The organism is Caballeronia sp. LZ034LL, assembly GCF_031451215.1.
Taxonomy (GTDB): Bacteria; Pseudomonadota; Gammaproteobacteria; order Burkholderiales; family Burkholderiaceae; genus Caballeronia.
In genome coordinates this window covers 2,493,177-2,519,454 of sequence record NZ_JARUXR010000001.1, presented here as the reverse complement: position 1 = coordinate 2,519,454, position 26,278 = coordinate 2,493,177, and the positions used below count along the sequence as shown (strand labels likewise).

The window sequence follows — 26,278 nt, the reverse complement described above, 5'->3', positions numbered from 1 at the left end:
AAGAAAGTCACCAAAGAAAGCAGCTTTTTTACCGCCCAGCGTCACTTAACGGCACGACACAGAACCCCGTTTCTGGCCCGGCAGTAGAGAGTGCCCTCATAGGCCTAACCGGGCGTGGATCGCGGACCCACCGTGACAACGCGCCATTTAACGAACTGGTGCAGCCATTGAAAGCGCCGGCCAAGCGCTACGCGCTGCCGGAGGGTATGCAAGGGAAACCGGTGGGAGGCAAGAGCTATGAGATGGATGCTTTAGCAAGGAAACACGGGCAGCCCAGCCCCGATTGACCGGACGGCGGCGCGTAGCGCGGCGCCGGAGCTTTGAGGAGCTGTACCAGTTTGTTTGAGGGTGCGATTTCACAGTGGGTCCGCGATCCACGCCCGGTGGGGCCTATGAGGGCACTCTCTACTGCCGGGCCAGCAAGGCAGTTCTGTGTCGTGCCGCTAGGTGACGCTGGGCGGGAAGAAAAGCTGCTTTCTTTGGTGACTTTCTTTGCAGCAGCAAAGAAAGTTACCCCCGCCCCGGGGAGGGGCAGTGTTTATAGACCGACGCGAAAACGGGAAGTCCATGGAAGCGCGGGCGAAAGACAAACCGCCAAGCGAAGACCAACCCCCCGGCGAGGGGCAAACCAAACCCAACCCAACCCAACCACTGACCTCAAAACCATGCCCCAACCCGAACGACAACTTGCCACCTACCCCAGCCTGTCAGGCAAAACAATCCTGATCACCGGTGGCGCGACCGGCATCGGCGAGGGTTTCGTCGAACACTTCTTCACCCAAGGCGCGAAAGTCGCCTTCTTCGACATCGACACAGAAGCAGGCGAAGCACTCGCCGACCGCCTCGGCGCGGCATTGCAAAAAGACCAAACCCGCCCGACGTTCCTGAACGTCGATCTCACCGATATTGACGCCTTGCGCAAAGGCATCGCCGATGTCCGCAGCACCCTCGGCCCCATCGGCGTGCTCGTCAACAACGCCGCCAACGACAAACGCCACGCCATCGAGGACGTCACCCCCGAATCCTACGACGCAGGCATCGCCGTCAACATCCGTCATCAGTTCTTCGCCGCACAAGCCGTCATCGACGACATGAAGCAACTCGGCGGCGGCTCCATCATCAACCTGGGCTCCGTCAGCTGGATGCTCAAGCAAGGCAACTTCCCCGTCTACACCACCGCCAAATCGGCAGTGCAAGGCATGACACGCGGCCTCGCCCGCGATCTCGGCAAGTTCGGCATCCGCGTCAACACGCTCGTGCCAGGCTGGGTCATGACCGAAAAGCAAAAACGCCTCTGGCTCGACGACGCTGGCCGCGAAGCCATCAAGCAAGGCCAATGCATCGGCGGGGAACTGCTGCCCGAACACCTCGCACGCGCCGCGCTCTTCCTCGCCTCCGACGACAGCGCCATGATCACCGCACAGGACATCATCGTCGACGGAGGCTGGGCCTGATGGACACCTCCCATGCCCGGCTCCTGATCGACAGCCAGTGCGCCCTCGGCGAAGGCGCAACCTGGTGCGCGGCCAGCCACCGCTTCTGGTGGACCGACATCGAAGGCGCCCGGCTATGGCGCTGTAATCCGCTCGACGGTTCTAGCGAGTCGTTCGACATGCCCGAGCGGCTCGCGTGCTTCACGCCCTGTGCCGATTCGCGCTTTCTGCTGCTCGGCCTCGCGTCGCGGCTCGCGTTCTACGAGATCGCAACCGGCCGCATCGACACCATCATGGAAGTCGAAGCCGGTCTGCCCACCCGTCTCAACGACGGCCGCTGCGACCGCGACGGACGCTTCGTGTTCGGCACCAAGCACGACGTCGAAGACGCGCAAGCCTTAGGCGGGTTCTATCGGCTCAACTCGGATCTTTCGCTGGAGCGACTGCCGCTCGGCGCGTGCGCGATCTCGAACAGCATCGGGTTCGCGCCCGACGGCAAGACGCTGTACTACTGCGATTCACCGACGCGCCAGATTCGCGCGTGCAACTATCCTGATTTCACCGGCGACCGCGTGTTCGTCGAACTGACCGACATGACCGGCGTGCCGGACGGTTCCATCGTCGACGCCGACGGCGGCCTGTGGAACGCACAATGGGGCGGCGCGCGCGTCGTCCGCTACGGACCCGACGGCCGCGAGACGGCACGCATCGACGTGCCCACCACGCAGCCAAGCTGCACCGCGTTCGGCGGCGCGGATTTCGCCACGCTGTTCGTGACGAGCGCGCGCATCGGTCTCGACGACGACGCCCTGCGGCGCGATGCCCACGCAGGCGGCGTGTTCGTCGCGACGCCCGGCGTGCGCGGTCTCGCGGAAACGGCGTTCGCGGGCCGCGCCTGACATCAGCATTCGAGGCGGCGCGCGATGACGCACCGCCCGACCCGTCCCGGCCGCGCCGGGTTTTTCGCCTCTCGATGGAGCACGCGTCATGACTGTTGCCCGCACAGAACCAAGACCGAATCCTGCATCGACGTCCCAGCTGCAAGCCCAGGCGCGCCGCTCGCGTCTGGCCGCCGCCACCGAACCGCCCGTCCGGCCGGGTCCGGCCACGGCCGTGATCGCCATGGGCGGCACGCGCACCGAAGGCTGCATCACGCTCTCCAATGCGCATCTGCGGCTCGAACTGGCGCCCGCGCTGGGCGGCGGCATCACGCGCTTCGACTGGCGCGACGAAGGCGCGCTCGTGCCGATCTTCCGGCCGTGCATCGAGCCCGGACCCGACACCGATCCAAACCAGCTCGCGTGCTATCCGCTCCTGCCGTATTCGAACCGCATTGGCAACGGGCGCTTCCAGTTCTCGGGCCGCGCGATCGACGTGCCCTGCAACCGCGCCGGCGAACCGCTGCCGCTGCACGGCGACGGCTGGCTCGGCGCGTGGGACGTCGAAAACGAGGGGCGCGCGGACTGTGAGGACGGTAAGGACGGCGGACGCGTGCGGCTGACGCTCGATCGCAGCGACGGCAAGCCGTACGCCTTTCGCGCGGCGCAGACGGTTGCGCTGGAAGAAGCGAGCCTCATCGTCACGCTCGAGATCGAGAACGCCGGCGACGCCGCCTTGCCCTTCGGGCTCGGCCTGCATCCGTTCCTGATGCGCGAGACCGACACCGAACTCTCGGCGGCGGCAGGCGGCCTCTGGCTGTGCGGCGACGACTGGCTTCCCGTGCGGCACGTGCCGGCGCCGCCCGCATGGCAATTCGGCGTCGCCTATCCGATGCCCACCGCCATGGTGAACAACGCCTTCACCGGCTGGAGCGGCCGCACCAGCGTGCTGTGGCCGAAGCGTCGGCTGTCGCTGACCATCGCCGCCGACACCGACTACTACGTGCTCTACGCGCCGCCCGGCGAGGATTTCTTCTGCTTCGAACCGGTCGATCACCCGATCAACGCAGTGAACCTGCCCGGCGGCGCCGAAGCGCACGGCATGACCGCGCTCGGACCGGGCGAACGGCTGACACGGACCTTCCGCTTCACCGTCGAACGGACCGGCGAAGCCACGCGCCGCGGCCGTCCGAAAACCCGGGCCGGAGCCAAGGCAAGAACGCGCACGGCCGCCGCGCGCTGAACGTGCCATGAAGCGGAAGGGGAAGCGCTGCGCCGCACGTTAAAATGCGGCGCATCGACGTTCAACGAAATTCCCGCCATGTCCTTTCTCCAGACCCTCCAGGCCGCGTGGTCGCGGACGCAATCGCTGCTGTGCGTCGGCCTCGATCCCGAGCCCGCGAAGTTTCCCGGCGCGCTCAACGGCCGCCCCGACGCGATCTTCGAGTTCTGCAAGACCATCGCCGATGCCACCGCGCCGTATGCGTCGTCGTTCAAGCCGCAGATCGCCTACTTCGCCGCGCATCGCGCAGAAGACCAGCTCGAAGCCCTGATCGCGCACATTCACGAGCGCCATCCCGGCATTCCCGTGATTCTCGATGCGAAGCGCGGCGATATCGGCAGCACCGCCGAGCAGTACGCGAAGGAAGCCTTCGAGCGCTATCGCGCCGATGCCGTGACGGTCAATCCGTACATGGGTTTCGATTCCATCCAGCCGTATCTCGAACACGAAGGCCGGGGCGTGATCGTGCTGTGCCGCACGTCGAATCCGGGCGGCTCCGACCTGCAATTCCTCACCACCGACGGCCAGCCGCTGTATCAGGTCGTCGCCCGGCTTGCGGCCGAGAAGTGGAACGCGAGCGGGCAGCTCGGGCTCGTGGTCGGCGCGACCTTCCCGAAGGAAATCGAAACGGTGCGGGGCATCGTCGGCGACATGCCGCTGCTGATTCCGGGCATCGGCGCGCAGGGCGGCAATGTCGAGGCAACCGTGCGCGCCGGTCGCACCGCGAACGGCGCGGGCATGCTGATCAACTCGTCGCGCGCGATCATCTATGCCGGCAAGGGCGATGACTACGCGCAGGCCGCGGCCGATGCGGCGAAGAAGACGCGCGACAGCATCAATCAGTATCGGTAACGCGACGCCTCATTCGCCGGGGATAGATTCGAACAGCGCTTCGAGATCCTCGGCGGAAAACATCTGCGTCAGGCTCGTGTTTTCCGACAAGATTCCCGCCGCAAGCGCCGCCTTGCTCTCCTGCATCGCCAGAATCCTTTCTTCGATGCTTCCGGCCGCGACGAGCTTGTACACGAACACCGGCTTGTCCTGTCCGATGCGGTGCGCGCGATCCGTCGCCTGATTCTCGGCGGCCGGATTCCACCACGGATCGTAATGAATGACGGTGTCCGCCGCCGTCAGGTTCAGGCCCACGCCGCCCGCCTTCAGGCTGATCAGGAAGATCGGTACCTCGCCCGCCTGGAAACGCCGCACCGGCGTCTTCCGGTCGACGCTCTCGCCTGTCAGCGTCACGTGGGCGAGGCCCGCCTGATCGAGCGCATGCGCGATGATCGCGAGCATTCCCGTGAACTGCGAGAACACCAGCACGCGCCGTCCCTCTTCAATGAGTTTCGGCAGCATCTCCAGCAGCAGGGCGAGCTTCGCCGAACCTTGACCCTTCTTCGCGCCGGGCATTTTCACGAGCGACGGGTCGCAGCAGACCTGCCGCAGCTTGAGCAACGCGTCGAGCATCAGGATATGGCTGCGCGCGACGCCCTGTTTTGCAACGGCGTCGCGCACTTTCTTCTGCATCGCGGCGCGCACGGTTTCGTAGAGGTCGCGTTGCGGCCCTTCCAGTTCGACGCGGCGCACGATCGTCGACTTGGGCGGCAGTTCGGTCGCGACTTCGTCCTTGCGGCGACGAAGCATGAACGGTCGGATCCGGCGGGCAAGCAGAGCGCGGCGCGTGGTGTCGTTCAGCTTTTCGATCGGCCTGCGCCAGCGGGAGGAGAACTCCTTCTGCGTGCCGAGAAACCCGGGCAACAGAAAATCGAATTGCGACCAGAGTTCGCCCAGATGATTCTCGAGCGGCGTGCCGGTGACGCACAGCCGATGCCGGGCGCGCAAGGTGCGCAGCGCGCCCGCCGCCTTGCTCGACGCGTTCTTGACCTGCTGGGCTTCGTCGAGGATCAGCAGATGAAAGTCGTGCTGCGCCAATGTGTCTTGATCGCGCCAGACGAGCGGATACGTCGTCACGACGAAATCGTGTGCGGCGATTTCCGCAAAACGCTCATGGCGCCGCGGCCCATGCAGATCCAGCACTTTCAGCGCGGGCGCGAAACGCCGCGCTTCTTCGATCCAGTTGTGGACGAGCGTCGTCGGCACGACGATCAGTGCCGGGCACGCGAGCCGGCCCGCTTCCTTCTCGACGAGGATGTGAGCGAGCGTCTGAACAGTCTTGCCGAGGCCCATGTCGTCGGCGAGCACGCCGGCGAGGTCGTGCTCGCGCAGGAACTGCATCCAGTCGAGGCCGTCGCGCTGGTAGTCGCGCAGCGTGGTGTGCAGGCCGCGCGGGGCCTCGATGCGGCGCGGCCTGGCGGCGCTGCCCAGCTTGCGCGCGAGCTCGACGAGCGACGCGTCGCCAGCGAATTGCCAACGCTGTTTGTCATTCGTTCCAAAGAGGTTCGCTCCGGAGAGGCGGCCGACCTCCAGCGCTGAAAGCCGCAAGGGCTCCGCAGCGCCGGACGCGGTACGGTCGAACAGGTCGAGCAGGGCATGCACGAGCGGCTTGATCCGGGCTGCGCGCAACTCGAAGCGGCGGCCCGTCTGCGTGCGGAATTCGATGGCATGGCGGTCGTCGATCGTGTCGATCGAACCATTGAGCCAGCGACGGTCGCGCGCGAAGAGTTCGGCGAGCAGCGGTTCGAGACGCACGCGCTCCGCCTCCACGATGATGCCCAGTTCGAGATCGAACCAGCCGTCTTCGGAGGCGCGCGCGGTGGCATCGATTTCGTCGATCTCGACGATGTCGAAGCGCGAGTTGGGCGCGATCACCACGCGCCAGCCCGCTGCACGCAGCGCGGGCACGTCCTGCCCGACGAAGCCCGGCCACGCGTCCCGGCCCGGCATGAAGAAGGAGCCCGCATACGGTGAATCGTCGTGGCTGACGGGCGCGCCGGAGATCGGCTTCAGCCCGCTGTCGAGCAGGCGCTGGACGCTGCTGTCTTCCGCAGCGCGCCGACGCGCAATGCGGGCCAGTTCGCCGCCCGCGAGCCGCACGAGCAGGTCGGGACTGTTCGCCGCGATCACGAGGCCGTCGTAGTCGAATTCGAGGCGCGCGAGGTCGAGTTCGGTCGGAGGCATGTCGAGCCTGCCGGGCGCGTCGAGCAGAAGCGTGTCGAGCGTCAGCACCGGAACCGGCTCGGTCTCGATCACGCGCATACCCATGTCACCGTCCTCCGGCGGGGCGGGCAGTTCAGGCGCGCATTCGGCGAGCGCAGCGCGTACCACGTTCGCTTCCTGCGGGGTCAGCGCGGGCATGGACAAGTAATCGGCGAGCAGCGCGTCGGGCATCGGGGCGTCGATGACGCCGGTTTCGCTCGTGACGAGGTCGATGTACCAGGCCGGCTCGGTCGGCAGCACGACGTTGGATTCGGGCTCGGTTTCGAGCGATGCGAAGATCATGTCGTCGCCATGCGGATTCCATTCGATGTTCGCGCGGCGGCTTGCGCCTTCTCGCAGCGGCTCGAGCAGTTGCATGGCGCCGGGATTCGCTTCGAAGTAAAGGCGGCCGGTCGTCAGCATCATGTGCCAGAGTGTCGCGCCGCGCGCGCCCCACAATGCGTAGCCACGGTTCGCCGCTTGACGCTCGGAGCGCAGCGCGCGAACGATGGCGTCGTCTTCAGAGGTCACGAATTTGGGCGGGCTGTTCCACGCGGCGTAGTTCGGGTACCACGGTTCGGCTGCGCGAATGCCGCCGTCGACGCCGAGCCGCGCTTTCAGTATCGTCAGGTCGAGACTGGCTGTCGCGGAAGACGACAGCGTGAGCACATAGAGAATCTGGTGTGTCGCACCCGTCGCGGGTTTCGACGCTTTCGCCTGCATCAGACGGGTCGCCTGAACGCTCGCGCGAAAACGCGCAAGCCATTGCCCGACTTCATGGCTCACGCCGTTCCGCGTAGCTTCGTCCTCGCGTTCCAGGCAGGCGAGCAGCGTCGCCGCGACATGCTTGCATGCATAGCCGACGGGACACGAGCAATAGCCCTTGGGAGGCTCCTGGTGAAGCGAGATTTCGACCGCGTAGGGCCGCGCCTGCGTGCCCTTGACCTGCGCGCGCAGGATGTTTCCCTCCCAACTGATGTCGGCGACGGCGCGGACGTAGCCGAGCGCCTTGTCGAACGTCTTGGGACCCATCCAGCGGGCCACCTGGTCGCGCGTGAAACGGACGGGACGGGGCGCGTCGCTGCGTGCTTTGCTCATACGATGAACGTGTGTCTCAACGCTCGCGCTGATCGATGAACTCCAGCAGCGTGCGCAGCGCGTGCGCCGCTGCCTGGGTCCGCACCTGATCGCGGTCGCCCTTGAACAACAGGGTTTCGACCGTCGTGTGCAGCCGGTTGCTCCAGCCGAAGCACACCGTGCCCACCGGCTTCGCCTCGCTGCCGCCCGCCGGGCCCGCCACCCCCGTGATCGACACCGAAACCTGCGCGCGGCTGTTGCGCAGCGCGCCTTCGGCCATGGCCTTCGCGACCGGCTCGCTCACCGCGCCGTGCTGCTCGATCAGCCCGGCCGGCACGCCGATCATTTCCGTCTTCGCCAGATTCGAATAGGTGACGAAACCGCGCTCGAACCAGGCGCTGCTGCCCGAAATATCCGTGATCGCGGCTGCGACCATGCCGCCGGTGCAGGATTCGGCGGTGGCGAGCATCAGCCGCTCGTCGCGCAGGGCATTGCCGACGCGGATCGCAAGTTGGTGTACGACGGTGTCGGTTGGCATGGCGGGGTTCCGAAGGTGAAAGGGGAAGTCAGACGGTCATGCGCCACAGCGCGATCACGAGCAGCGTGAAGAACGCCGCCACGAGGTCATCGAACATGATGCCGAAGCCGCCTTTCAGATGGCGATCGAAATAGCGGATGGGCGGCGGCTTCACCATGTCGAAGAAGCGGAACACGACGAACGCCCACATCTGGCCGGTGAAGGTGGCGGGCGTCACGAGCAGCAGCACGAGCCAGAACGCGACGATCTCGTCCCATACCACCGGCGACGGATCCGCGATGCCCATTTTGGTCGCAGTAAAGCCGGTGAACCAGCATCCGGCGATAAAGCCCACGACGATCAGCGCGCCCCAATCCGCCACCGTCAGGTGCGGATTGAGCACGACGAACGACAGCCACGCGAACAACGTGCCGACGGTGCCGGGCGCGACCGGCGACAGCCCGCTGCCGAAGCCGAGCGACAGGATGTGCAGCGGGTGCGTGAGCATGAAGCGCGCGCTGGCGCGGCGCGGCGCCGCGGTTTCGCCCGCGAGGGTCGGGTCAGTCTGCATGGAAATGATCGAAGCCTTGCAACGTCAGGGAGAGCGGGGCGCCGGAGGCATCGCGCCAGGCGAGGGCGGGCGCATCTCCGGATCCAACCGGGCATTCGATTGTACCGATGCGCGTCAGCGGCACCTGCACACGCTGCGCGATGGCCGCGAGCGCGTCGCGCGCCGCTTGCGGCGCGGTGAAGCAGAGCTCGTAGTCGTCGCCGCCGGCAAGCGCGCACTGGCGGCGCACGGCATCGGGCATCGTACGCAGCGCGTCGGAGCACGGCACCGCATCGGCATCGACGACGGCGCGCACCCGCGAGCGTCGCAGGATGTGCATCAGGTCGCCGGCGAGGCCGTCGGAGATGTCGAGCGCCGCATGCGCCACGCCTCGCAGCGCCAGCCCCACCGCGATGCGCGGCTCGGGCCGCTCCAGCGCGCGGCGCCAGTTTTCAGCCGCGTCGTCGTCGGGCGCCTGCCACTCGCCGCGCAGCAGACCGAGACCGGCGCGCGCGTCGCCAAGCGTGCCCGACACCCAGATGTCGTCGCCGGGACGTGCGGCATCGCGGCGCAGGGCCACGCCGTGCGGCACGTCGCCGAACACGGTGATGCAGAGATTGAGCGGCCCGCTGGTGGTGTCGCCGCCGACCAGCGCGCAGCCGTGCCGTGACGCCAGCGCGAACAGCCCGTCGCTGAACGCGGCGAGCCACGCTTCGTCGGCGCGCGGCAAGGCCAGCGCCAGCGTGAACGCATGCGGCTGCGCGCCCATCGCGGCCAGGTCGGAGAGATTCACGGCGAGCGCCTTGTGCCCCAGCGCGGCCGGATCGACATCGGCGAAGAAATGGCGGCCTTCCACCAGCATGTCCGTCGAAATGGCCAGCTGGCTGCCGGCAGGCGGCGCGATCAGCGCACAGTCGTCGCCGATGCCGAGTGGCGTCGCGGCGGCATCGTCATGACGCGGTGCGGGCGCCGTCGCGCGGCGGGCAAAGTATCGGTCGATCAGTGAAAACTCGGAAAGCATGGTCTGCCGTGAAGGGTTTTTTGTGCGCTGCAAGAACGGAGCGAGGCGCGCCCGCCGTCGCCTCAAAGCGCCCGCGGCACGTCTCAAAAAAATCGAACGACAGGCGGCAAGCCTTGCCTGGCCGGGCGATCAGACCTTTTCCGGTCATGGCAGTTGTAGCCGAAATGCACGGGCCGCTGCCCGAAACGCCCACTGATTGGCGCTACAATGCGTTCGAACTTCCATTCTAAATCCCGCACCACTGGCCCGCCTTATGACGACTCCCGCCAATACCAAGTTGCGCGAAGCAGCGCTCGACTATCACGAATTCCCCGTCCCGGGGAAGATCGCCATCGCCCCGACCAAGCAGATGATCAACCAGCGCGACCTCGCGCTCGCGTACTCGCCGGGCGTCGCGTTCGCGTGTGAGGCCATCGTCGAGGATCCGCTGAACGCCGCGCGCTTCACCGCGCGCAGCAACCTCGTCGGCGTCGTGTCGAACGGCACGGCCGTGCTCGGCCTCGGGAACATCGGACCGCTCGCGTCCAAGCCGGTGATGGAAGGCAAGGCCGTGCTGTTCAAGAAGTTCGCCGGCATCGACGTGTTCGACATCGAGCTGAACGAAAGCGATCCGCACAAGCTCGTTGACGTGATCGCCGCGCTCGAGCCGACCTTCGGCGGCATCAATCTCGAGGACATCAAGGCGCCGGACTGCTTCATCGTCGAGCGCGAGTGCCGCAAGCGCATGAAGATTCCGGTCTTTCACGACGACCAGCACGGCACGGCCATCGTCGTCGCGGCGGCGATCACCAACGGCCTGAAAGTGGTCGGCAAGGACATCGGCGAAGTGAAGCTGGTGGCGTCCGGCGCGGGCGCGGCGGCGCTGGCCTGCCTGAACCTGCTCGTCGATCTCGGCATGAAGCGCGAGAACATTTTCGTGACGGACCTGGCCGGCGTGGTCTACAAGGGCCGCACGGAACTGATGGACCCGGACAAGGAACTGTTCGCACGCGAAACCAGCGCGCGCACGCTGGCCGAAGTGATTGAAGGCGCCGACGTGTTCCTCGGTCTTTCAGCTGGCGGCGTGCTCAAGCAGGACATGGTCAAGGGAATGGCCGCGAAGCCGCTGATTCTCGCGCTCGCCAATCCGACGCCCGAGATCCTGCCGGAACTCGCGCTGGAAGTGCGTCCGGACGCGGTGCTGGCCACGGGCCGCACCGATTATCCGAACCAGGTCAACAACGTGCTGTGCTTCCCGTTCATCTTCCGCGGCGCGCTGGATGTCGGCGCGACCGTCATCACGAAGGAGATGGAAGTCGCAGCGGTGAACGCGATTGCGGAACTGGCGCGTCAGGAGCAGAGCGATATCGTCGCGACCGCGTACGGCATCCAGGATCTTTCGTTCGGTCCGGAATACCTGATTCCGAAGCCGTTCGACCCACGCCTGATCGTGAAGATCGCGCCGGCGGTGGCGAAGGCCGCGATGGAATGCGGCGTGGCGACGCGTCCGATCGAGGACATGGACGCCTACGAACAGCACTTGCAGCAGTTCGTGTATCACAGCGGCACGACCATGAAGCCGGTGTTCCAGCTGGCGCGCAGCGTGGAGCCGGAGAAGAAGCGCATCGTGTTCGCCGAGGGCGAGGAAGAGCGCGTGCTGCGCGCGGTGCAGATCGCGGTGGACGAGAAGATCGCCAAGCCGATTCTGATCGGCCGGCCGGCGGTGATCGAGCAGCGCATCCAGAAGTTCGGCCTGCGCCTGACGCCGGGCGTGGACTTCACGGTGGTCGATACGGATCACGACGAGCGCTATCGCGACTTCTGGCAGACCTACGCGAAGATGATGGCGCGCAAGGGCATCAGCGACCAGATGGCCAAGCTGGAGATGCGCCGGCGCACGACGCTGATCGGATCGATGCTCGTCAAGAAGGGCGAAGCCGACGGCATGATCTGCGGCACGGTGAGCACGACGCACCGGCATCTGCACTTCATCGATCAGGTGATCGGCAAGAAGGAAGGCGCGAACGTCTATGCGGCGATGAATGCGCTGGTGCTGCCGGGCCGGCAGATCTTCCTGGTGGATACCCACGTCAACGTGGACCCGACGCCGGAGCAGCTCGCCGAAATCACGATCATGGCGGCGGAAGAAGTGCGGCGTTTCGGCATCGTGCCGAAGATCGCGCTGCTGTCGCACTCGAACTTCGGCACGAGCAACGCGCCGACGGCGCAGAAGATGCGCGACGTGCTGGCGCTGCTGAAGGAACGCGCGCCGGATCTGGAAGTGGACGGCGAGATGCATGGCGACGTCGCGCTGGATGCGCGTCTGCGCAAGGAAGTGCTGCCGGAATCGACGCTCGAAGGCGATGCGAATCTGCTGGTGCTGCCGAACATCGATGCCGCGAACATCTCCTACAACCTGCTGAAGACGGCGGCGGGCAGCGGCATCGCGATCGGGCCGATTTTGCTCGGCGCGGCCCAGCCGGTGCATGTGCTGACTTCGTCGGCGACGGTGCGGCGGATCGTCAACATGACGGCGCTGCTGGTGGCGGATGCGTCGGCGGCGCGGTGAGATGAGGTGAGTTGAGCGCTTCAGGCGCATGACGGCGGTATAGAGCGCGGCGGATTTTTCCGCCGCGTTTTTTTTAGCTGCGGGGTTTCTGAGCGCTGCGGCGTCCGTTATTCATTTCTTCCTCATCGCAGTCTTCCAGCACAGTTCTTGACAGTCTTCCCAAAGCGCCGCCGCTTTCGCGGAATCGGGCGCACCCCACAGTAGCGCCATCAGACGCCGCCTACGTATCGCAAGGTTTTAAGAGTCGTGCCATTTCAGGGAATAGTCCTGAACCTTAATGTTCCAGCACGAACTCCAGACGGAATCCGATCCGGCTGACACGAGTTCCCGCACGCGAGCGGAAACAGACAAAGCACAGGTCCTTCGTCATCCGGGCGATGTGATTCATGTCGCCTTCTCCGCGTCGTGTCCATGGACAAATCAATAAGGATCAGAAAATGAATAAGGCACACCGCACTGTTTGGTCTGAGGCTACCGGGAACTGGGTGGCGGCTCCTGAAACCGCCAAGGGAAAAACCAGGCGCACTCAGAAGGCGATCTCGGCGGCGGTGAGCTCGCTGGCGATGGCGCTGGGCGGCGGCAGCCTGCCGGCGGAGGCAGCCGGTGGCGCGGCGGGACTCGAGATCTGCGAGAACGGCACGGACAACGGCATCAACAGCAGTAACTGTGCGCTGCCGAGTTCCGGCGGCGTGCAGAACGGCTGGGGCCTCTTCACCAACAACGGCGCGGGCTTTACCACCAGCGAACCAGCGTTCATCACCGGCGTGAAGCAGGGCTACGTGACGATGTACGGCCAGAACGGTGTGTACTCGTGGAGCGACCTGTACATGAACGGCGCGAACAACGTGCTGGGCGGCACGGGAACGGCGCACAAGATCAAAGGCCTCGCAGCGGGCGATCTCACGACGTCGAGTCAGGATGCGGTGAATGGTTCGCAGCTGTTCGCGACGAACCAGTCGATCAATAACCTGAAGTCCGCCGGGACCACGTATTTCCACGCCAACAGCACGGGGGCGGATTCGACGGCTTCGGGTGTAGATGCGATCGCGATCGGAACGAACTCCGTGGCGTCGGCTGCATCGGCTACGGCGTTCGGTCAGTCCGCGATGGCATACGGAGCGGGCGCGGTCGCGATCGGTGACGGTGCGTTAGCGGGAACGGCAGGCAGATATGCGGACGGGCAGACCAACGTGATCGCGATTGGTACGGATAGCCATGCCTACAGGCCTAACTCGATCGCATTGGGGTATCAGGCGCAGGCGGAAACGGGTACGACGTACGACCACGACGGCAATTTGATTGCAATCGGAACGAACGCGTCTGCTTCAGGTGATGCCAATGTCGCAATTGGCAAGAACACCGTCGTTGGAAATCCGGGGTACGGCAATGCAAGCGTTGCGTTGGGCGATTCGGCGAATGCCGTGCCCGCCGGCAGTACTGCGCTCGGCGCTTTCGCAACCGTATCGGCCGGCAACGCCACCGCCATTGGCAAGGGCGCGAATGCGTCGATTCAAGGCTCTGTTGCGCTGGGTGCCAATTCAACGACGGAAGCTCCGGTGAGCACTACCGGCGCGACCATCGGCGGAACCGCTTACACGTATGCCGGCCGCAACGCGACTAGCACTGTTTCGGTGGGTTCGGCGGGCGCCGAGCGCACGGTGACGAACGTCGCGGCAGGCCGCGTGTCGTCGAACTCGACGGATGCCGTCAATGGCTCGCAACTCTACGCGGCGGATCAGGCGATCAACCAGAACACGACCGACATCAGCAACACCGTCAACACGATCAACGCTGTCGTTGCCACGGGCACGATGTACTTCCACGCGAACAGCACGGGCGCGGATTCGGTGGCGTCGGGTGCGAATGCGGTCGCCATCGGGCAGGGCGCATTGTCGGATGCCCAGAACACGCTCGCGATGGGCAACGGAGCGAGTGCGGGCGGAGCGGCCGGCAAGAGCAGCATCGCCATCGGTGCGGGCGCACAGGCGCTGACTGCGACGAACGGCGACGATGGCATTCGTACCGGCCGCAGTATTGCCATCGGTGCGCAGGCCAATGCAAACAGCGCCGTGTACGGCAATAACACCGTGATCGGCGCGGCTGCCACGGCTAGCGGAATGAATGGCGTGGCCATCGGTCTGGAGTCGATTGTGACGGCTGACAATGGCGGCGTGACGATCGGCGAACATTCGACGTCGTCGGGAACCTTCGCAACCGCCCTTGGCTACGGGGCTATCGCATCAATGAACAAATCGGTCGCTCTCGGTTCTTTCTCCACCACCGACGCAGTCACCAACACCACCGGTGCAACCATCGGCGGCAAGGCCTATACGTTCGCCGGCAGCAATGCAGGGAGCACGGTCTCCGTGGGTTCGGCAGGCGCAGAGCGCACGGTGACGAATGTCGCGGCCGGCCGGCTGTCGGCGACTTCGACGGATGCAGTAAACGGCTCCCAGGTCTTCGCCACCGATCAGGCGGTGAATCAGAACACGACGGATATCACCAACGCATTCACCGCGATCAACAACGTCAAGAGCGCGGGTTCGATGTACTTCCACGCCAACAGCACGGGCGCGGATTCGACGGCCTCGGGTACGAATGCGATTGCCATCGGGCAGGCGGCGACAGCGGGATACACAGGAGACATCGCGATCGGCTTGAACGCGACGACGAGCGGCGCGATGACCTATCCCGCCATGGCGATAGGAAGAAATGCGCAAGCCACCGCGACCGGCACCATGGCGCTGGGCGTGAATGCCTTGGCCAACGTCAATGCAGCGATCGTGCTGGGTTACGACTCGACCTCATCAGGCGAGCACGCGCTTGCGCTCGGCGCGAACACCTTCGCAACGGCCGCCGGTACGTCGGCCGTCGGGGGGAAAGCGACGGCCTCCGCAAGCAACGCAACGGCGCTCGGCTACGGCGCCAAAGCAAGCGACGCCAATAGCGTCGCACTGGGCGCCAATTCCACCACGGCGGCTGTTGTGAGCACCACAGGTGCGACGATCGGCGGCAAGTCCTATACGTTCGCCGGCAGCAATGCGGGAAGCACGGTATCTGTAGGCTCGGCGGGCGCCGAGCGCACGGTGACGAATGTCGCGGCCGGCCAGTTGTCGGCGACGTCGACGGATGCCGTGAACGGCTCCCAGATCTTCGCCACCGATCAGGCCGTGAACCAGAACACCACGGATATCGCCAACGCTTTCACCGCGATCAACAACGTCAAGAGCGCGGGTTCGATGTACTTCCACGCGAACAGCACGGGCGCGGATTCGGTGGCGTCAGGCTCGAATGCGATTGCCATCGGGCAGGGTGCGTTGTCCGATGCGAAGGACACGATTGCGATGGGCAACGGCGCCAGCGCGGGCGGAGCGTCCGGTCCCAGCAACATCGCCATCGGCGCGGGCGCGCAGGCGCTGACCGCGACGTCCGCCGGCGACTTTCAAACCGGCCGCAGCATTGCCATCGGCATGTCGGCCAATGCAAACAGCGCTGCGTATGGCAACAACACCGTGATTGGCGCGGTGGCCACGGCGAGCGGGATGAATGGCGTGGCAATCGGTGTGGCATCGCGTGTTTCGGCTGACAATGGCGGCGTGGCGATCGGAGAACATGCGAATTCGTCAGGAAGCTTCTCGGAGGCGCTTGGCTATGGAGCCACCGCGTCAACGAACAACTCGGTGGCGTTGGGTGCGTTTTCCACCACTGCCGCAGTCACGAACACGGCCGGCGCGACCATCGGCGGCAAAGCCTACACGTTCGCCGGCAGCAATGCGGGAAGCACGGTATCCGTGGGTTCGGCAGGTTCGGAACGCACAGTGACGAACGTCGCGGCGGGCCGCTTGTCGGCGACCTCCACCGATGCCGTCAACGGCTCGCAACTCTACGCGGCGGATCAGGCGATCGACCAGAACACCGCCGACATCAGCAACGCGGTCAACTCGATCAACACCATCGTCGCCACGGGCACGAAGTATTTCCACACGAACAGCACGGGCGCGGATTCGGTGGCGTCGGGTTCCGAAGCGATCGCGATCGGATCCAGCGCCACCGCCCTGGGCGGTCATAACGTGGCGATCGGATACCAATCCAGCACGTCAGTCAATGGAGACCTGGCGATCGGCGGCATGGCCAAGGCAACCGGAACCGGCAGCGACGGCGCAACGGCAGTCGGCGTGAATGCAAACGCGAACGGCAGTTTCTCGTCGGCATTCGGCAATCACGCCAAGTCCGGAAGTACCGGTGATACCGCTGTGGGTGGCTATGCCAGTGCAACGGGAGGAGGCGTCAACGGACAGTTCGCCGTGGCAATGGGCTACGGCGCGTCGGCGACCAACGGCGCGACAGCGCTCGGCGGCAACAGCAACGCGGCCGGTGCGAAGTCCGTCGCGCTGGGGTCGGGCGCCAAGGCAAGCAACGCCAACGACATCGCGCTCGGCTCCAACTCGACGACAGCGAACGTGGTGAACACCGCCAACGCGACGCTCGGCGGCAAGGACTACGTGTTCGCGGGCAGCAACGCGGGGAGCACGGTATCCGTGGGTTCGGCGGGCGCGGAACGCACGGTGACGAACGTCGCCGCCGGCCGTCTGTCCGCCAGCTCCACCGATGCCGTGAACGGCTCGCAACTCTTCGCGGCCGATCAGGCGATCAACCAGAACGCCGCCGACATCAACAACGCAGTCAACTCGATCAACACCATCGTCGCCACGGGCACGAAGTACTTCCACGCGAACAGCACGGGCGCGGATTCGTCGGCCATGGGTCAGGACGCGGTCGCGATCGGTCAGGGCGCGGTGGCGACGAACGCAAACGACATCGCGCTCGGGTCGAACTCGATCACGGCGGACGTGGTGAATACCGCCGGCGCGACGATCGGCGGCAAGGACTACACGTTCGCGGGCAGCAATGCGCAGAGCACGTTGTCGGTGGGTTCGCTGGGCGCGGAACGCACCGTGACGAACGTCGCCGCAGGCCGCCTCTCCGCCAGCTCGACTGATGCCGTGAACGGTTCGCAACTCTTCGCGACGAACCGGGCCGTGGATCAGAACACCGCTGATATCAGCAACACGGTCAACTCGATCAACACCATCGTCGCCACCGGCACGAAGTATTTCCACACGAACAGCACGGGAGATGACTCGACGGCCCTCGGTCTGGACTCGGTCGCAATCGGGCAGGGCGCGGTCGCGGCCAACGCCAACGACATCGCGCTCGGTTCGAACTCGACCACGGAGGCCGTTGAGAACACCGCCGGCGCGACGATCGGCGGCAAGGACTACACCTTCGCGGGCAGTCATGCGGAAAGCACGTTGTCGGTGGGTTCGGTGGGCGCGGAACGCACCATCACGAATGTCGCCGCGGGCCGCCTCTCCGCCAGTTCGACCGATGCCGTGAACGGCTCGCAACTCTTCGCGACCAATCAGGCCGTCGATCAGAACACCGCCGACATCAGCAATACGGTCAACTCGATCAACACCATCGTCGCCACGGGCACGAAGTACTTCCACGCGAACAGCACCGGAGACGATTCGACGGCCACCGGTCTCGATGCCATCGCCATCGGTCAGGGCGCAGCGGCGACTCATGCCAACAGCATCGCGCTTGGTTCGAACTCGATCACGTCGGAGGCTGTCGCGACGGCGGGCATCGCCATCAACGGCATCAACTACGCGTTCGCGGGTTCGGCTCCGGTCGGCACGTTGAGCGTCGGCTCGGCGGGCGCGGAACGCACCATCACAAACGTGGCGGCCGGCCGCATTTCGGCCACCTCGACGGACGCCGTGAACGGCTCGCAGCTCCACGCGACGAATCAGGCAGTCAGCAGCCTGCAGACGGAAGTCTCGAACATCTCGACCGACGTCAACGCGCTCAACAATGCCTCCGTGAAATACGACACCCGCGCGGACGGCACGCCGGATACCAGCAGCATCACGTTGAGCGGCGACGCCTACGACAGCGCGACGCACACCGGCGGCACCGCCATCCACAACGTGGCGTACGGCGTCAATGGCGGCGATGCCGTGAACGTGAGTCAGCTGAACGAGGTGATCGGCGCCGTGACCAACGTGGCGAACGCGGCCAACAATCCGTTCATGGCCGCCGAGGGTAATCGCGACACGGAAGGCGCCGCCGCAACCGGCACGCATTCGACCGCGATGGGCGCGCTTGCCAGCGCCAGCGGAGCGCGCGCGACGGCGATCGGCTCCGGCGCGAACGCGTCGGCGGCGAATTCGGTGGCGCTGGGCGCGAGATCGGTCGCGGATCGGGAGAACACCGTATCGGTGGGCTCCGCGGGTGAAGAGCGCCAGATCACGAACGTCGCAGCCGGCACCCAGGGCACCGACGCCGTGAATCTGAACCAGCTGAACCAGAGCTTCTCGCAGGGCGTGAACCAGGCGAACGCCTATACGGATCAAAAGATCACCGCGCTCGGCAGCCAGGTGAGTTCCGTTGCGCGCGGCGCCTATGCCGGCGTGGCAGCGGCGACGGCCTTGTCGATGATTCCGGATGTCGATCCCGGCAAGACCATTGCGGTCGGTATTGGCACCGCCAACTACAAGGGCTATCAGGCGACTGCACTGGGCGCTTCGGCACGCGTGACGGCGAACGTCAAGCTGAAACTCGGCGCCGGCGTCAGTGCCGCAGGAACGGCGGTGGGCGGGGGCGCTTCCTACCAGTGGTAATGATGCGAGGCTGAATGCAGTCGGGCGGCGCACGCCGCCCGACTGCTTTTTACAAACCCGATTTACTTCACTGTTTGAAGCCTGTTATTCAAACAATACTTTCGCCAATATGCTTTCACTTACCTCGTGTGAAATTCGAGACTGATCAAGATAATGGGCAACACATCAATCTGAAAATCCGAATCGCGTGTTTTCAGAATAAACAGAAAAGTGGTTGCGTACTCACGATTCAGCTTAATGAAATGGGTTAGTGCATTGTTTCAATTGAGTCCAGGGAAAATAGAAGGGAAGGCCTAAATAGGACTTGAATCGTCTTCCTAACAATAAGTTGATTGTTGTAACATTGCGTGCATCCCGCACCTCACTAGTGCAAGCGCAATTCGGCGGACCAGCTGTTCCGCTGCGCGATCGCAATACAAATCAATATAGGGAAGCCCGACGTGCAAGCCACCGCACTCGCCACCTCACAATCTTTCGAATCTGCATTGGAATGCTTTCGCGCGGGCGACCGCATGCAGTCGGCTATCCGATGCAGAGGCATCCTGAGTGAAGTACCGAATCATTGCGAAGCGAATCATCTTCTGGGAGTGCTTCATTTGCTGGATGGCGATCCCTCCAAAGCGGAATTGCTTATTCAGGTTTCGCTCTCCATTACTCAAACCGCGGCTGGAGAATCCGATCTCGGGCTGGCGTTGAGAGCACAGAAGCGCTATGAGGAAGCGATGAGTGCGCAGCGTCGCGCACTGGATATCGATCCCGGTTTCGCCATCGCGTATTCCAATCTCGCGCGGCTGCACGAGGAACAGAATCAGCTCGAGCAAGCGAGAGCCGCATTTCACCGCGCTGTCGAGCTCGATCCGAACTCGGCGGATTACCGCTTCAATTTCGGCAGATTGCTTTCGAGGCTCGGTAATGGCGCCGATGCGCTCGAGCAACTGCGCCGCGCAATCATGCTGCGTCCCAATTGGCCTGAAGCACTCAATAGTCTGGGATCGGTACTGGCCGAGCAAAGAATGTTCGACGATGCCGAATCTGCATTTCGTCATGCGCTGGAAATTCGACCTGGCTTTGCACAGGCGCTGTGCAATCTCGGTTCCCTTTTCAAAGACACGGGTCGAAAAGTGGAAGCGGAGCAGGCCCTGCGTCACTCACTTCGGGCCGATCCGCAATTCGCAGGTGCAAGCGAAATGCTTGCAAGGCTCTTGAACGAGCTCGGACGTTCAAATGAGGCAATCGATACATTCCGGATGTCGCTGCAACTGTCGCCGAACAATGTCGGTACGTTGAATGCGCTGGGCAGTCTGCTGGCGGAAAAACGCCGTTTCGAAGAAGCGGAAATGCTGTTGCGTCGCGCGCTCGAATTGAGCCCGCGTTTCGTGCTCGCGCTGATCAATCTCGCCAACATTCTGGCGGAGACGCGCCGCACCGAAGCCGCTGAAGCCGCGTACCGGCACGCGCTCGACGTGGACCCGAATCATTGGGGCGCGCTCTTCAACTTCGGGGCTTTCCTGAAAAATCTGCGCAAGCTCGACGAGGCCGAAGTGCTCACGCGCCGGGTGCTCGAATTGCAGCCGCGTCTCGCTGCTGCGCACGTCGGGTTGGGCACCGTGTTGCTGGCGAAGAACTCGGGAAACATCGGGGAGGCGTTGAACTGCTTTCGCAGCGCCATCGAGATCGATCCGGACTGTCTGATTGCTCACTCGAATCTGGTCTACGCGCTCAGCTTCGTCAGCGAGGCGGGTTACGACGTGCTCGAAGAAGGCCGCCGCTTCGCCGCCCGGTTCGAAGCCCCGCTTGCCGCTGCGGCGGTGCAGTATCGGAACGATCCGGCACCCGAACGGCGCTTGCGCATCGGCTACGTCTCGCCGGACTTTCGCGACCATTGCCAGTCGTTGTTCATGCTGCCGCTGTTGCGAAATCACGATCATCGCGCGGTCGAGGTCTTTTGTTATTCGAGCGTCGAAATCCGTGATCGCATCACCGACGAGATCGCGCATCTCGCGGATGCGTGGCGTGATGCCCACACTCTCGACGACGAACAACTCGCCCGGCAGATCAGGGACGATCGCATCGACATTCTGGTCGATCTGACCATGCACATGGCGGGCGGGCGTCCCCAGCTCTTTGCGCGAAAGCCCGCGCCGGTTCAGGTGGCCTGGCTGGCGTATCCGGGGACGACGGGAAGCAGCGCAATCGAGTATCGGCTCACCGATCCATGGCTCGATCCGGCCGATTCGAACCGGGATGACTGCTACAGCGAAACATCGATTCGCCTGCCCGATACCTTCTGGTGCTACGCGCCGCTTAATCTGTCGCACCACGTGAATGCGCTTCCGGCAGACGACAAGGGACATATCACGTTCGGATGCCTGAACAATCCGTGCAAGCTCACTGACCGGACTTTTGCACTCTGGGCCGAGGCGATGCGGCGCATTCCAGGCTCAACCTTGATGCTTCTGCTGGCCTGGGGACGTGCGCGGGAGGAGGTGGTGGCGAAGTTCGAAGCGGCGGGGATCGAGGCATCGCGTCTCTACTTCGTCGATTACCGCCCGCGCGAGCGTTATATGGATACGTATCTCGAGATCGACATCGTGCTCGATACGTTTCCATATAACGGCCACACCACGAGCCTCGACGCCCTGTGGATGGGCGTGCCGGTTCTCACGATGACCGGCCAGACGCCGGCAAGCCGCGCGGGACACGCGTTGCTGTCCAATCTGAGCATGCCGGATTGGATCGCGGATTCGGAAGAGAGCTTCATTGAAAAGGCGGTGGAGGCGGCTCGCGATCTGAGCGGCTTGCGCAAGCTTCGGTCTGAACTTAGAACGGTCATGGAGCGTTCTGCATTAATGGATGGCGCGCGCTTTGCACGGGGTATGGAGCGTGCGTTTCAACTCATGTGGCGTGAGCACTGCGCACTTCGCTTGCAACCGAATACTCCATCGAAAACCGAGGTCAACACGATGTTGACCCATGACGTTTCCTGCTGAATCTTTTCGCTGCGATAAAAGCGGAAGACACCCGGGGAGAAACCACCGCGTTGATAACGCTAAACGGATCTTAGGTAAATATTCGCATATAAATTTCGGATACCCAATCATATGGCGATTCAGGGGAATTGCCATCCGTCGCATCCCTTTCTTCTGGTGACGCGACCGCCGCTTTGAACGCAACGCGCTTGCACGCACGCAGCCGACGATTTCACTCGTTTGGCGGCGCGGGCGAGCTATTGCCGAAAGCTTGATTGCGAATCTCGAGGTCATTTCCAGAACGAGCGTTTTTATCGCTTGTTCGCAGTAACGGCTGTATAGGAGTCCACGTCATGAAACCTTGTGTCGCGCGCAATAAATGGTTTATCTCGATGTCGCTCGTATTGGCCAGCATGCAATGCATGGCGCAAATGCCGGGCGATTCCGCGTCGCTCGAATCGCTCGAGAACGCCTGGGCGCAGGCCACCGCGAGCCGGGATATCGCGACGCTCGACCGCATTCTCGACCCTTCGTTCGTCGAGACGCTCAGCAACGGGCGCCGCCGCGACAAGGCCGCGGCGTTGAGCGCAGCGCCGCCGCCCGTGGGTTCCACACAGCAATTGCAGGACATGAAGGTCAGGACCTACGGCGACACGGCGATCGTCACGGGGACCAACCGGTTCAGTCAGTCCGGTCAGCCGGCGGCGCTCCTGTTCTCTTTCACCGACGTGTTCGTGCGCCGCGACGGCGCGTGGCGAGCCGTCTCTTCGCACATGACGCTCCAAGGACGCGAGTGATTTCACGGGCGGCATCACCAGGAAAGCCGGTTTCGGTCAGACCGGATTCCTGGACATCGCCGTCGATCCGCAACGCTGCAGTCGCTATGGGGGAGGGTGGGTGAAGCCCGAAAGCAAGAGTGGAAGCTTGCGTAATCAGTGATGCCGAAATGCCGACATGGCGCGCCAGTGACCGCGGCGCATTGGCATCGATTGCTTGATGCGTCAGGTGATTCCGGTGGGAAGCGCCTGGACATTGAAGAACCTCGCGTTGCGGATATGAAGTATCAGCAACATTATTGAAGACTTAGGCATACAAATGAATAAGACATATCGGACAGTGTGGAACGAGACCACCGGCACGTGGGTCGCGGTGGCGGAATCGGCAAAGGCACGGGGAAAGAAAGCGAGCAGCAAGATTGCAGCGGCTTGTGCGGTGGTGGTGCTGCTGGGAGGAGTGCTGTCGATGGCGGATACGGCCAATGCCGGTTCGGTCGATGGCGGGACGGCTATTGGCTTCAACGGCGCCATCGCGGTTGGCAATGCTTCGACATCGAGCGGTGTGGGCGCCATCGCCATGGGCAATGCGGGGGGGACCGGGACGAATCATACGCTTGCATCGGGAACCGACGCTGTGGCTTTGGGAAATGGCGCGACGGCATCGGCACTGAACTCGCTCGCGCTTGGCAAGCAAGCGACCGCGTCCGGCGGGGATGCCGTTGCGATATCGAATCTTGCGCAGGCGCTGACGACAGGCTCGATAGCGATCGGTCCAAAAACTTTCGCGAGCGGCGACGCTGCAGGGAACGCACCCGCGCTCGCGATCGGCTCGAACACAACGGCAAGCGGCCTTGGTTCGATCGCATTGGGCACCGCTACGTCGGCTTCGAACACCGGGGCGATGGCACTGGGAGGCAGTGCAACCGCTTCGGGCTTTGAAGCCACCGCAGTCGGCATCGGCGCGACGGCGAGCGGCGCTACCTCGGCAGCAATGGGTTTCAGCGCGAATGCCGCTGGGACGAATTCGCTCGCGCTGGGCACGAGCGCCGTTTCGACCGGTAACAATTCCACGTCGATCGGGCCGAATGCGACGGCGTTGGCGCCGAGTTCGATCGCCTTCGGGAGTCAAGCTACCGCGTCCGGCGCGGGCAACGCCATCGCGCTCGGCTTGAACACGACGGCCTCAGGGTTGAACACGGTCGCGATATCGACGGGGGCGCAGGCATTGACTCAGACATCGATGGCGATGGGTCAACAGGCCTTTGCGAGTGGCGACGTTGCGGGGGCGCAACCCGCGCTCGCGATCGGCTCGCACGCGACGGCGAATGGCGGCAGTGCGGTCGCCTATGGCGCTGGCGCTACGGCGTCGAACAGCGCGGCGATGGCATTGGGAAGCAGTGCAAGCGCGACGGGCATCGGCGCCACCGCGCTCGGCGCGGGCGCGACGGCGAGCGGCGATTTGTCGGGCGTCCTGGGTTATCAGGCGACGGCTAGCGGAGCGGGGGCGATCGCGCTGGGCGTGCACGCGACGGCCGGCAACGCCGGTGATGTCGCGCTCGGCGTGGGTTCGACGACGGCGCCGGTCGTCAACACGCCGAACGCGACGATTGGCGGCAACACCTACACGTTCGCCGGCACGGGTGCGACAAGCACGGTATCCGTGGGCGTGCCGGGCGTGGAGCGCACGATCACGAACGTCGCGGCGGGGCGTCTTTCCGGCACCTCGACCGACGCGGTGAACGGCTCGCAATTGTTCGCCTCGAATCAGGCGATCAATCAGAACTCGACTGACATCAGCAACGCGCTCAACTCGATCAACAGCCTTGCGACCGCAGGCACGCAGTATTTTCACGCCAACAGCACGGGGGCGGATTCGACGGCCACGGGCGTCAACTCGGTGGCGATCGGTACGGGCGCGGTTTCGGCCGGGGCGAGTTCCACGGCCATCGGACCGAGCGCTTCAGCGTCGGCGCCGAACTCGATCGCGTTCGGGAATCAGGCGATCGCATCTGGCGCGGGGTCAGCCGTTGCGCTCGGCCCGAACGCAACGGCTGCGGGGTTGAATACGGTCGCGATATCGAACGGGGCTCAGGCGTTGACTCCGGCATCGATCGCAATGGGTCAAGGGTCCATTGCGAGCGGCAACGTCGCGGGAACGGCACCCGCGCTCGCGATCGGTTCGCTGGCGACGGCGAACGGCAATGATGCTGTCGCCTATGGCGCCCTCGCCACAGCATCGAACGCTTCGGCAACTGCATTGGGGTCGCTGTCGACCGCCACCGGAAATAGTTCGATCGCGATCGGAACCGGCGCAAATGCGAGCGGTGACCTCTCCGGAGCCATGGGTGTGCTGGCCAGCGCCGCAGGACAAGGTTCACTGGCGCTGGGCGTAGGTGCAACTGCGATTAATGCCGGCGACGTTGCACTCGGTACCGGTTCGACGACAGCGGCCACCGTGAATACCCCGAGCGCGACGATCGGCGGCAACACCTACACGTTCGCGGGCACTAACGCGACGAGAACCGTGTCGGTCGGTGCGCCGGGCGCGGAGCGCACGATCACGAACGTCGCGGCGGGGCGTCTTTCCGGCACGTCGACCGACGCGGTGAACGGCTCGCAACTGTTCGCCTCGAATCAGGCGATCAATCAGAACTCGACTGACATCAGCAACGCGCTCAACTCGATCAACAGTCTCGCGTCCGCCGGTTCGACCTACTTCCACGCCAACAGCACTGGCCCGGCGTCGGCCGCGACGGGCACGGACTCCGTGGCTGCGGGCGGGGGCACAGTGGCGAGCAGCCAGGGCGCGAGCGCATACGGCAGTCAGGCGACCGCTTCAGCCAATGGCGCGACGGCAGTGGGCTTCGCCGCGAACGCGGCTGATGTCGGTGCGACATCGATTGGCACGCAGTCCAGCGCAAGCGGCACCGGTGCGAGTGCGTACGGCTCTCAAGCGTCGGCTGCGGGACAGGGCGCGACGGCGATCGGCACGCAGTCCAGCGCGAGCGGCATCGGGGCAAGTGCATATGGCCCCCTCGCGACGGCCTCGGCAGACGGCGCGACGGCGCTGGGCGCATTCGCGAGTGGTTCTGCTGTGGGCACGACCGCTCTTGGCGCGAATGCAAAGGCCACCAACGCAAACGACGTCGCCCTTGGTTCTGCTTCGACGACAGCTGCGGTCGTGAACACGCCGAACGCGACGATCGGCGGCAACACGTACACGTTCGCGGGCACGAATGCGGCGAGCACGGTATCGGTGGGCGCACCAGGCGCGGAGCGCACGATCACCAACGTCGCGGCGGGACGTCTTTCCGGCACCTCGACCGACGCAGTGAACGGCTCACAACTGTTCGCTTCGAACCAGGCGATCGATCAGAACTCGACCGACATCAGCAACGCGGTCAACTCGATCAACAGTCTCGCGACGACAGGCACGAAGTATTTCCAG

General features: G+C 64.4%; 13 protein-coding genes. 9 read left to right on the top strand and 4 right to left on the bottom strand.

The genetic code is table 11. The features are described 5' to 3' along the window. Positions 1-665: 665 nt before the first annotated feature. The 4 genes from QCE83_RS11520 to pyrF all read left to right on the top strand — a co-directional run bounded on the left by QCE83_RS11520 (position 666) and on the right by pyrF (position 4,445). The gene (locus QCE83_RS11520) at positions 666-1,454 is read left to right on the top strand and encodes an SDR family oxidoreductase (RefSeq protein WP_309809819.1); all 789 of its coding nucleotides are present in this window, start codon (positions 666-668) and stop codon (positions 1,452-1,454) included. Continuing rightward, positions 1,454-2,332: an SMP-30/gluconolactonase/LRE family protein gene (locus QCE83_RS11515; protein ID WP_309809815.1), complete on the top strand. Its 879-nt coding sequence runs from the start codon at positions 1,454-1,456 to the stop codon at positions 2,330-2,332. Before QCE83_RS11520 ends, QCE83_RS11515 begins: the two co-directional genes overlap by 1 nt. Positions 2,333-2,420: 88 nt before the next feature. Then, positions 2,421-3,554, top strand: a complete 1,134-nt coding sequence (locus QCE83_RS11510) for an aldose 1-epimerase (protein ID WP_309809812.1) — start codon at positions 2,421-2,423, stop codon at positions 3,552-3,554. 78 nt (positions 3,555-3,632) lie between these two features. Beyond that, positions 3,633-4,445: an orotidine-5'-phosphate decarboxylase gene (gene pyrF / locus QCE83_RS11505; RefSeq protein WP_309809809.1), complete on the top strand. Its 813-nt coding sequence runs from the start codon at positions 3,633-3,635 to the stop codon at positions 4,443-4,445. Between the two features lie 9 nt (positions 4,446-4,454). Here pyrF and QCE83_RS11500 read toward each other — a convergent pair whose 3' ends face one another. Genes QCE83_RS11500 through thiL form a run of 4 tightly spaced genes read right to left on the bottom strand, consistent with a single transcriptional unit; the run spans position 4,455 to position 9,851 of the window. Then, the gene (locus QCE83_RS11500) at positions 4,455-7,784 is read right to left on the bottom strand and encodes a DEAD/DEAH box helicase (protein ID WP_309809806.1); all 3,330 of its coding nucleotides are present in this window, start codon (positions 7,782-7,784) and stop codon (positions 4,455-4,457) included. 16 nt (positions 7,785-7,800) lie between these two features. Continuing rightward, positions 7,801-8,301 (bottom strand): CinA family protein, encoded by a 501-nt coding sequence (locus QCE83_RS11495; RefSeq protein WP_309809803.1) that lies wholly within the window; start codon positions 8,299-8,301, stop codon positions 7,801-7,803. Between the two features lie 28 nt (positions 8,302-8,329). Beyond that, positions 8,330-8,851, bottom strand: a complete 522-nt coding sequence (locus QCE83_RS11490; RefSeq protein WP_309809799.1) for a phosphatidylglycerophosphatase A — start codon at positions 8,849-8,851, stop codon at positions 8,330-8,332. Beyond that, on the bottom strand, positions 8,841-9,851 hold the full coding sequence (thiL, locus tag QCE83_RS11485; protein WP_309809795.1) for a thiamine-phosphate kinase: 1,011 nt from the start codon (positions 9,849-9,851) through the stop codon (positions 8,841-8,843). Before thiL ends, QCE83_RS11490 begins: the two co-directional genes overlap by 11 nt. Before the next feature lie 253 nt (positions 9,852-10,104). On the opposite strand from thiL, the gene QCE83_RS11480 reads away from it, so the two are divergent. The 5 genes from QCE83_RS11480 to QCE83_RS11460 all read left to right on the top strand — a co-directional run. Continuing rightward, the gene (locus QCE83_RS11480) at positions 10,105-12,399 is read left to right on the top strand and encodes an NADP-dependent malic enzyme (protein WP_309809793.1); all 2,295 of its coding nucleotides are present in this window, start codon (positions 10,105-10,107) and stop codon (positions 12,397-12,399) included. Positions 12,400-12,785: 386 nt separating this feature from the next. Next, a complete protein-coding gene (locus QCE83_RS11475; protein ID WP_309809791.1) occupies positions 12,786-19,085 on the top strand; it encodes a YadA-like family protein in 6,300 nt (2,099 codons plus the stop codon). A gap of 440 nt (positions 19,086-19,525) precedes the next feature. After that, positions 19,526-22,075 carry a tetratricopeptide repeat protein gene (locus tag QCE83_RS11470; RefSeq protein WP_309809789.1) on the top strand — a complete coding sequence of 850 codons (2,550 nt, stop codon included), beginning with the start codon at positions 19,526-19,528 and terminating at the stop codon, positions 22,073-22,075. A 371-nt stretch (positions 22,076-22,446) separates the two neighbouring features. After that, entirely contained in the window at positions 22,447-22,851 is a 405-nt protein-coding gene (locus QCE83_RS11465) for a nuclear transport factor 2 family protein (protein ID WP_309809787.1), read from the top strand. A gap of 298 nt (positions 22,852-23,149) precedes the next feature. After that, positions 23,150-26,278: ESPR-type extended signal peptide-containing protein (locus tag QCE83_RS11460; RefSeq protein ID WP_309809786.1), on the top strand; the 3,129-nt coding region annotated here is incomplete at its 3' end.

Coding starts and splice junctions, on each gene's coding strand:
- QCE83_RS11490 (WP_309809799.1), bottom strand. CDS start 8,851: ATGCAGACTGACCCGACCCTCGCGGGCGAAACCGCGGCGCCGCGCCGC.
- QCE83_RS11520 (WP_309809819.1), top strand. CDS start 666: ATGCCCCAACCCGAACGACAACTTGCCACCTACCCCAGCCTGTCAGGC.
- QCE83_RS11515 (WP_309809815.1), top strand. CDS start 1,454: ATGGACACCTCCCATGCCCGGCTCCTGATCGACAGCCAGTGCGCCCTC.
- QCE83_RS11480 (WP_309809793.1), top strand. CDS start 10,105: ATGACGACTCCCGCCAATACCAAGTTGCGCGAAGCAGCGCTCGACTAT.
- QCE83_RS11510 (WP_309809812.1), top strand. CDS start 2,421: ATGACTGTTGCCCGCACAGAACCAAGACCGAATCCTGCATCGACGTCC.
- QCE83_RS11500 (WP_309809806.1), bottom strand. CDS start 7,784: ATGAGCAAAGCACGCAGCGACGCGCCCCGTCCCGTCCGTTTCACGCGC.
- QCE83_RS11475 (WP_309809791.1), top strand. CDS start 12,786: ATGTCGCCTTCTCCGCGTCGTGTCCATGGACAAATCAATAAGGATCAG.
- QCE83_RS11465 (WP_309809787.1), top strand. CDS start 22,447: ATGTCGCTCGTATTGGCCAGCATGCAATGCATGGCGCAAATGCCGGGC.
- QCE83_RS11495 (WP_309809803.1), bottom strand. CDS start 8,301: ATGCCAACCGACACCGTCGTACACCAACTTGCGATCCGCGTCGGCAAT.
- pyrF (WP_309809809.1), top strand. CDS start 3,633: ATGTCCTTTCTCCAGACCCTCCAGGCCGCGTGGTCGCGGACGCAATCG.
- thiL (WP_309809795.1), bottom strand. CDS start 9,851: ATGCTTTCCGAGTTTTCACTGATCGACCGATACTTTGCCCGCCGCGCG.